Origin of the sequence: Paenibacillus zanthoxyli JH29, assembly GCF_000520715.1 — a bacterium.
In the GTDB taxonomy this organism is placed as follows: Bacteria; Bacillota; Bacilli; order Paenibacillales; family Paenibacillaceae; genus Paenibacillus_AQ; species Paenibacillus_AQ zanthoxyli.
Window position 1 is genome coordinate 1 of sequence record NZ_ASSD01000103.1, and the last position, 7,253, is coordinate 7,253.

The window sequence follows — 7,253 nt, forward strand, 5'->3', positions numbered from 1 at the left end:
CTTCTTGATGAATTCCAACTATCGGTTCTTGAACAATCGATTCAGGAAGGGCATCAGGTGCTGTTCATTGAAGTCTCGATTCGCAAAGACTGTCAGCTCCGCGCGGTAAGGGCTTATATGGTCTTTGAACTGCTAGAGCGTTTCGGTGAAGTCGTGAAATCCTTCCCTTCGGTTCAGGATATCGAGCAGGAAAAGTTTGATTACAGCTTTTCGCTCTATTATATTTCGCAGAAGACAGCCGAGGAAATGCAAACTTTGATCATGGGTGTATCCGAGATCGATACTGTAACATCGTTGGCGCTTGATGTGGAGACACTGAGCCAGCTTGGAAAGGCGGAAGTCGCCGCCGCTGTTGAGGAGGCCCCCCCAGCTCCCGCACGGGAGAACAACCCTCCGGCTACCCAAACGCCCGCAGCTGCCCCCAAAAGAGAAGAAGCCAAGAAGGCTCCTGCCAAAAGCGCCGGCACTCCATCCCGCACCATCCGCGTCGATATCGACCGTCTGGATGTTCTTATGAACCTGCTCAGCGAGCTTCTAATCGACCGGGTTCGGCTGGAGCAGCATGCTTCGGATATCCAGAGCGGAGAATTGACCGAGACGGTTGAGCATATGAGCCGTGTGAGTGGCGACCTGCAGAACATAGTCATGAAGCTGCGGATGGTACCGGTGGATACGGTCTTCAATCGTTTTCCCCGTATGGTTCGCGATCTTGCCAAGTCGCTCGACAAAAAGGTGGATCTCATCATTTCGGGCGCCGAAACCGAGCTCGACCGGACCGTCGTGGACGAAATCGGCGATCCGCTCGTTCACCTCTTGCGCAACGCGCTTGACCATGGGGTAGAATCGGTAACTGACCGGATCGCCGCCGGCAAACCGGAGACCGGCTCCATCCAGTTGCGGGCATTTCACAGCGGCAATCACGTCTTTATAGAAATTCAGGATGACGGCGCCGGCATCTCCCGTGAGAAGGTGCTGAAATCTGCGATGAATAAGGGAGTCGTTACCGCAGAGCAAGCGGCGGCAATGACCGACAATGAGGCCCATCAGCTGTTGTTCGCCGCTGGGTTCAGCACAGCCGAGGTTATTTCCGATATTTCGGGCCGCGGGGTCGGATTGGATGTCGTGAAAGCTAAGATTTCTTCCCTTGGAGGCAACGTCACCATATACTCCACTCCGGGCAAAGGCACCACATTCTCTGTTCAGCTTCCGCTAACGCTGTCCATTATCGCCGCCATGCTGGTCCGGCTCGGCTCGGAGAAATATGCGATTCCGCTCTCTTCCATTGTAGAGACAGGCATCGTGAAGCGTTCGCAACTCCGCAGCGTCCATGGTTCGAAGATGGTGGAATTCCGGGGAGCCCTTATCCCGATCGTGTCGCTAAGCGCCATCTTTAATGTGCCTGACTATGACGAAAGCAGCGAAGAAGAGACGGAAATTGTTGTCATCCGCAAGGGTGACAAGCTCGTTGCGCTTACGGTACAGGATTTTATTGGCCAGAACGAAATTGTCATTAAGAATTTAGGCAATTACTTGCCGAGTATCCAGGGAATATCGGGAGGCACAATTCTTGGCGACGGACAGGTTGCGCTAATTATCGATGCCAACGCTTTTATCAAATAAAAGAAATTATTAATGGAGGTACTTTCCATGGCAGAAGATATTAAAGTCATTGTCTTTAAATTGGCTACCGAGGAATATGGCATCGAAGTGGATAAAGTTCAAACAATCGAGCGTCTGATGCCGATTACGCGAGTGCCGAAGACGTACAACTTTATCAAAGGCGTCATCAATCTGCGCGGTGTCGTTATCCCCGTAATCGATCTTCGAGGAAGATTCGGTCTGGAGGAGGCGGAGCATACTGATCAGACCCGCATTATTATCGTTGTTGTCAATGAGATAGAGGTCGGCTTTATCGTGGATTCGGCCAATGATGTGATTGATTTGAATAGGGAATCCATCGATACACCTCCGGAAGTGGTTGGGGGCATTAAAGCCAAGTACTTGGATGGTGTGGCCAAAATAGGCGAGGATCGTCTGCTCATTATGCTTAATTTGTCGGAAGTCCTCAACAAGAGTGAAATCGTGCAACTGGAAAGTTTCGAGGGCTGATGCCGTGGAACTATTCAAAAATCAGAAAGATTTAAAGATGGATGTGCTCAAGGAAGTCGGGAATATCGGAGCTGGAAACGCCGCCACCGCGTTGTCCCAATTGTTGAACAAACCGATCGATATGGCGGTTCCTAAAGTTCAATTGCTTGGATTTGAGGAGATCGCCGAAAAAGTGGGCGGTGCCGAAGAGGTTGTCTTTGCAGTGTTTCTGCGTGTCGAAGGAGACGCGCCGGGGAATCTGTTCTTTATACTTTCGCCGGATGCTGCACGCAGTTTGCTGAGCCGTATTGCGGGCATATCTGAGGTGTCGGACGAAGAGCTGAATGAAATGGAACTCTCCGCACTCAATGAAATCGGTAATATATTGGCGGGGTCCTACCTCTCGTCCCTGGCCGATTTTACTTCTCTTTCCATGTACCCGACGGTACCGGCTTTGGCGATGGATATGGCGGGAGCGATTTTGAGCTACGGGCTTTTGCAGTTCGGACAGATGGGAGACGACGCGCTCCTGATCGACACCACATTTTTGGAAGGACAGAATGAGATCGAAGGCCAGTTCTTTCTTATTCCCGATCCTGAATCGTTTCCTAAAATTTTTAATTCTCTGGGAGTGCCGTTTGAATGATTGAGGAGCAAAGCGTTATTAAAGTGGGAATGGCTGATCTGAACGTGGGTAGTTACGATAAAGTAATCCGCACCACAGGTCTTGGCTCATGCGTTGGACTTACGCTTTACGATCCCGGGAAAAAATTGGGGGGGATGGCTCATGTCATGCTGCCATCATCGGAGATTGCCCGTGAAGGGAAGCTTAACATTGCCAAATTCGCAGATACGGCAATCCCCGAGCTTCTATCCCGCTTGTTGAATCTCGGTGCGATCCGCAACCGGATTGTCGCCAAGATGGCCGGCGGCTCCCAAATGTTCGCTTTTGCCGGAGGAAATGACACAATGAGAATCGGTCCACGCAATGTTGAATCCTGCAAGCGGGCTTTGGAGAATTTGAATATTCCTTTATTGGCGGAAGATACGGGAGGCAGTTACGGGCGTACGATCGAGATCGCCTGCAGTACCGGATTATTATATATCCGCAGTGTGCAAAAAGGCATTAAGGAATTATAATATGATGAATAGAACTATTTTGGTTAACTTGATCTGTGGGCTGGTCGGTTTTATTTTTACCTTTATGTTTTCGCTGCAGAACAATTTGCCGATGACCAGTTTGTTTCGGGGATTAGCGGGATTTATTCTCTGGTTTTTGCTTGCCTTTGCCCTGCAATGGATTTTGGGGCTTATTGCCAAGCAAACGGCAAATTCGGACAATCCGTCCTCCTCTTCTGACGGTGATCAGGTGACTTTGGGCGCTCAAGTGGATATTTTGACTCCGGAAGAGAATGAGGAATTAAAGGATTTGCTCAAACCAAAGCCTGAACAAGAGAAACAAAACGGTGAGTTTAAGCCGCTTCAGCCTCCCAAACTGGTCTCGATGAAGGATCCTGAAGAATTGGCCAAGGCCGTTCGTCACCTAAAAAATGAATGAGCGAGCGTAGTGGGAGACATATTGTGGATTTTAATGAACCCTGGCCCGCGGACTCGCCGACTACACTGTGGGAAGGGTGAAAGCCGTTGAACGAGCATAAAGCTTCTCATTTGGAACACCAGGCCCTCTGGGAACAGTGGAAAGAAGAAGGGAACCCGGAAGCCAAAAAAAAGCTGATCGAGAAATATCTGCCCATAGTGGATTATGTCGCCGGGCGTTTGGCCGTAGGTCTGCCAAAAAACGTGTCGAAAGACGACCTGGCAAGCAATGGCGTTATGGGACTTATTGATGCGATTGAAAAGTTTGATTACAAAAGGGGTCTGCAATTTCAAACTTATGCCTCCTGGCGTGTCCGCGGCGCAATTCTGGATTCTCTGCGTCAAGGCGACTGGGTTCCGCGCTCGGTCCGGGAAAAGGCGAAAAAAATTGAAGATGCATACCAGCAGTTGGAACAGAAATATTTAAGATCAGTCAGCGATGAAGAAATGAGCCGCTATTTGGATGTAACCGAACAAGAGTTTCAAAGCATGCTCCAGGATGTGGCGGTGATGACGCTGTGTTCTTTAGAGGACCCAATTCGGGAAGAAGAATCAGAGACCCGTATGTCGGTATTGGTGGACGATAAAGCCAAGAACCCTGATCATAAAGTAAATGAGTTCTATCTTCGTGAAACACTTACCAAAGGCATCGAGAAACTAACTGTGAAAGAACGGACCGTCGTGTCCCTTTTATATTATGAAGACCTTTCTTTGAGCGAAATTGCAGAGGTCATGTCCTTGTCTCCTTCCCGGATATCTCAGCTGCATTCCAAGGCGATACTGCGGCTGCGGGGAACGCTTGAGAAGAATCGGGATCTCTTAATGCAAAATGATTAGCCAGGTATGGCGGCAAGGAGGCGGAAAATGGTAATCCATTCTGCGTTGAGCGAATATTTGGGCATCAGTTTTTCGGAGGATAAGGAAATAGCTTATCTTGAATTTTATAAACGGGATGAAGGATTCGCCTGCTCGGTTGAAGAAATGGGCGTTTTTTTACAGCGAAATAAGGTTCTCTATGGCGTTCAGTGGGACATCGTTCAGCGTTTTGCAGATCATCCGGAAGAGTACATATCCGGGAAGGTGCCGATTGCTCTGGGCAAGGCACCCGTAAACGGTACAGACGGACAAGTATTATTTAGTATTACAATTGATGATAATGACCACCGTCCGATGGAAAAGGAAGACGGCAAGGTCGACTTTAAGGAACTGATCCGGCTGAGCAATGTCCGCAAGGGGCAGCTGATTGCCACACTTGCTCCCCCTGAACCGGGGCAGCCCGGAATGGCTGTTACCGGCGATCCGATTCCCTGCAAGGCAGGGAAGGCTGCCCACTTCAAGGTCGGCAAGAACGTCCTGCTTAATGATGATGCCACCTTAATGTACGCGGCAATTGACGGACTGATATCCTATACCGATAAAGGAAAAATCAATGTTTTTCCCGTATACGAAGTGCAGGGCGATGTGGATTACAACACGGGGAATATCGATTTTGTTGGTACCGTCGTCATCCGAGGCAATGTACTGTCCGGGTTTACGGTGAAATCGGAGGGGGACATTCGGATAAGCGGCGGCGTGGAAGGTGCTGAACTAACCGCAAAGGGCTCAATTGAAATTAGCGGCGGCATTATCGGTTATAACAAAGGACTGGTCAGCGCCGGAGTCAATGTGAAGGTGTCTTTTATACAGGACGGAAATGTAACGGCGGCTGAGGATATCATTGTCTCCCAGAGCATCATGCATTCCAATATCCGCGCCGGCAGGAACGTGCTGTGTAATGGAGCTAAGGGACTTATCGTAGGTGGAACGGTGCAGGCCGGAGAAAGGGTTGTAGCGCGCACGATTGGTAACACGATGTCAACGGCAACGGCAATCGAAGTTGGAGTGCTGCCCGAGCTTAGAAATGAAATCAACGACCTTCGTCAGCAGCTTCGCCTGCTCTTGGATAACGCCGACAAGACGAAGAAGGCGCTCTATCTGCTGAGCCAGTTGGCTGCAAGCGGTTCCCTGCCTCCGGACAAGGTTGCCTTGCGGATCAAGCTTAATGCTACTCAGCAGTCCCAGCAAAGAGAGGAAGCTCATATTAAAGAACGGATTCTGGAGATCGAGCGAATGCTTGAGGATACGAACCTGGCCAGGGTTGAGGTCGTCAAAACCATCTACGGCGGCTCGAAAATCGTGATCGGCAGATATACCAGATTTATTAAGGACACCGCTGAGCGAGTTGCGTTCTACTACTCCGAGGGCGACATTACTATGGCGCCTAACGTCTAAATCTTCTGATGAGGGTTATATAGATTCTTACGGGGAAGGGCAGGGAATGCCGTGAACTTAAAGCCGATTGAATTGCAAATTGCGGTGCCCCGGACAACTGAGGCGAGCAAGCTCCAGCAAGAACTTCAGCATCGGCCCGAACTTGAGCAGCAGGGGTTGGCGGGGCAGAGCATAAAGGAATCGCGTGAACTGGCACACCGCAGCACGGGGGTCAGCGAGTCATCGGAATCCGCCGTAAGGGATGACGGACGCCGTGGCGGCTCCGCCGGAAACGGTAATACCCGGGAACAAAAGAAAGACAAAGAACGAAACACGGAACATCCGTATAAAGGGCACCATTTCGATATCAAGCTCTAGATTTAGAAATTCTGTAACTAGAAGCCCTATAAAGAAGAGGAATATTTATTCTATACACTAAAGGAGAGCGGACACTTGCAACCATGGGCGTACATTGTTATGCTTGGCGGATTTGCTCTGGCTTATGCGCTGTTTCTGCCGTCACGCGCCCGTAACAAGGACAGCGGAGCAGACAAGCAGAGCCTGAAAGAAGTCGAAGCGGCGCTGGAATTATATATGGCGGATGTCGAACGCGAAAACCGTGAGCTGCTGGAGCTGCTTGATTCAATCAAGACCCAGTCCCAGAGCAGCCAGGCGGCGATTCAAGAGCAGCTAAGCGAACTGAATGGGCGGCTGGACGCGATGCAGCATAGAACTTCGCAGTTGGAGACGCGTATGGCTGCAAATGAGAACGGACTCCTTCAGCTGGCGTTATCCGGGGGAAAAGAGACAAATGCGGAGCAATCGGAAGCTCAAGCAGGAGCGATTGACGAGCCAGCTGCTGATGTTAAGGCCAAACCGGTCAGCACGATTAAGCTTCGTTATCCGCAGCTATTCGAACTCCACAACGAAGGGAAATCCATCGATGCGATCGCCAAGAGAACAGGAATGCAATCAGGAGAGATTCAATTGATCCTGCAGCTCGCGAAACAGGAGGAATCAGCGTGATCAGGAATCGTTCCTTTATCATCGGGCTCGGCTGCGGGCTCGTGGCTGGAGCGCTTCTTCTTCAGCTTATGATTTCGGCGGGTATGGCTACACCAACGAAGGCGCAGCTTGCCAAAGAAGCTTCGAAGCTGAACATGAAGGTTGCCGATGCGGGATCGAATCTGCTGACAGCTGAAGAGTGGCGTGCGTTGGCGCAGCAAGAGGAAGCTTCAAAAGGGAAAGACACAGCAGGTAAAGTCAATAGCGGAGGCACATCACAGCCTGCGGCCCCGAAATCTACTGCCGCACAGAGC

The 7,253-nt window shown here is 50.4% G+C and carries 9 protein-coding genes and 1 pseudogene; all 10 read left to right on the plus strand.

What is annotated here, in order from left to right; all coding sequences use genetic code 11:
* Positions 1-1,620 (plus strand): chemotaxis protein CheA (locus tag L691_RS0104195; protein ID WP_025688965.1); only part of this gene is annotated, 1,620 nt, incomplete at its 5' end.
* A 27-nt stretch (positions 1,621-1,647) separates the two neighbouring features.
* Positions 1,648-2,109 (plus strand): chemotaxis protein CheW, encoded by a 462-nt coding sequence (locus L691_RS0104200; RefSeq protein ID WP_025688966.1) that lies wholly within the window; start codon positions 1,648-1,650, stop codon positions 2,107-2,109.
* A gap of 37 nt (positions 2,110-2,146) precedes the next feature.
* A complete protein-coding gene (locus tag L691_RS0104205) occupies positions 2,147-2,734 on the plus strand; it encodes a chemotaxis protein CheC (protein WP_408634731.1) in 588 nt (195 codons plus the stop codon).
* On the plus strand, positions 2,731-3,228 hold the full coding sequence (locus L691_RS0104210) for a chemotaxis protein CheD (protein WP_025688969.1): 498 nt from the start codon (positions 2,731-2,733) through the stop codon (positions 3,226-3,228). The genes L691_RS0104205 and L691_RS0104210 overlap by 4 nt, the downstream gene beginning before the upstream one ends.
* Position 3,229: 1 nt before the next feature.
* Entirely contained in the window at positions 3,230-3,646 is a 417-nt protein-coding gene (locus L691_RS0104215; protein WP_025688970.1) for a hypothetical protein, read from the plus strand.
* A gap of 86 nt (positions 3,647-3,732) precedes the next feature.
* Positions 3,733-4,521 (plus strand): FliA/WhiG family RNA polymerase sigma factor, encoded by a 789-nt coding sequence (locus L691_RS0104220; protein ID WP_025688972.1) that lies wholly within the window; start codon positions 3,733-3,735, stop codon positions 4,519-4,521.
* A 27-nt stretch (positions 4,522-4,548) separates the two neighbouring features.
* The gene (locus L691_RS0104225; protein ID WP_025688974.1) at positions 4,549-5,955 is read left to right on the plus strand and encodes a DUF342 domain-containing protein; all 1,407 of its coding nucleotides are present in this window, start codon (positions 4,549-4,551) and stop codon (positions 5,953-5,955) included.
* Between the two features lie 51 nt (positions 5,956-6,006).
* The gene (locus L691_RS0104230) at positions 6,007-6,312 is read left to right on the plus strand and encodes a hypothetical protein (RefSeq protein WP_025688975.1); all 306 of its coding nucleotides are present in this window, start codon (positions 6,007-6,009) and stop codon (positions 6,310-6,312) included.
* A gap of 75 nt (positions 6,313-6,387) precedes the next feature.
* A complete protein-coding gene (locus tag L691_RS0104235; RefSeq protein WP_025688977.1) occupies positions 6,388-6,960 on the plus strand; it encodes a hypothetical protein in 573 nt (190 codons plus the stop codon).
* Positions 6,957-7,253: pseudogene (locus tag L691_RS0104240) on the plus strand (hypothetical protein); the annotation flags it as partial. The gene L691_RS0104235 and the pseudogene L691_RS0104240, both read left to right, overlap by 4 nt.

Coding starts and splice junctions, on each gene's coding strand:
- L691_RS0104225 (WP_025688974.1), top strand. CDS start 4,549: ATGGTAATCCATTCTGCGTTGAGCGAATATTTGGGCATCAGTTTTTCG.
- L691_RS0104210 (WP_025688969.1), top strand. CDS start 2,731: ATGATTGAGGAGCAAAGCGTTATTAAAGTGGGAATGGCTGATCTGAAC.
- L691_RS0104205 (WP_408634731.1), top strand. CDS start 2,147: ATGGATGTGCTCAAGGAAGTCGGGAATATCGGAGCTGGAAACGCCGCC.
- L691_RS0104215 (WP_025688970.1), top strand. CDS start 3,230: ATGATGAATAGAACTATTTTGGTTAACTTGATCTGTGGGCTGGTCGGT.
- L691_RS0104200 (WP_025688966.1), top strand. CDS start 1,648: ATGGCAGAAGATATTAAAGTCATTGTCTTTAAATTGGCTACCGAGGAA.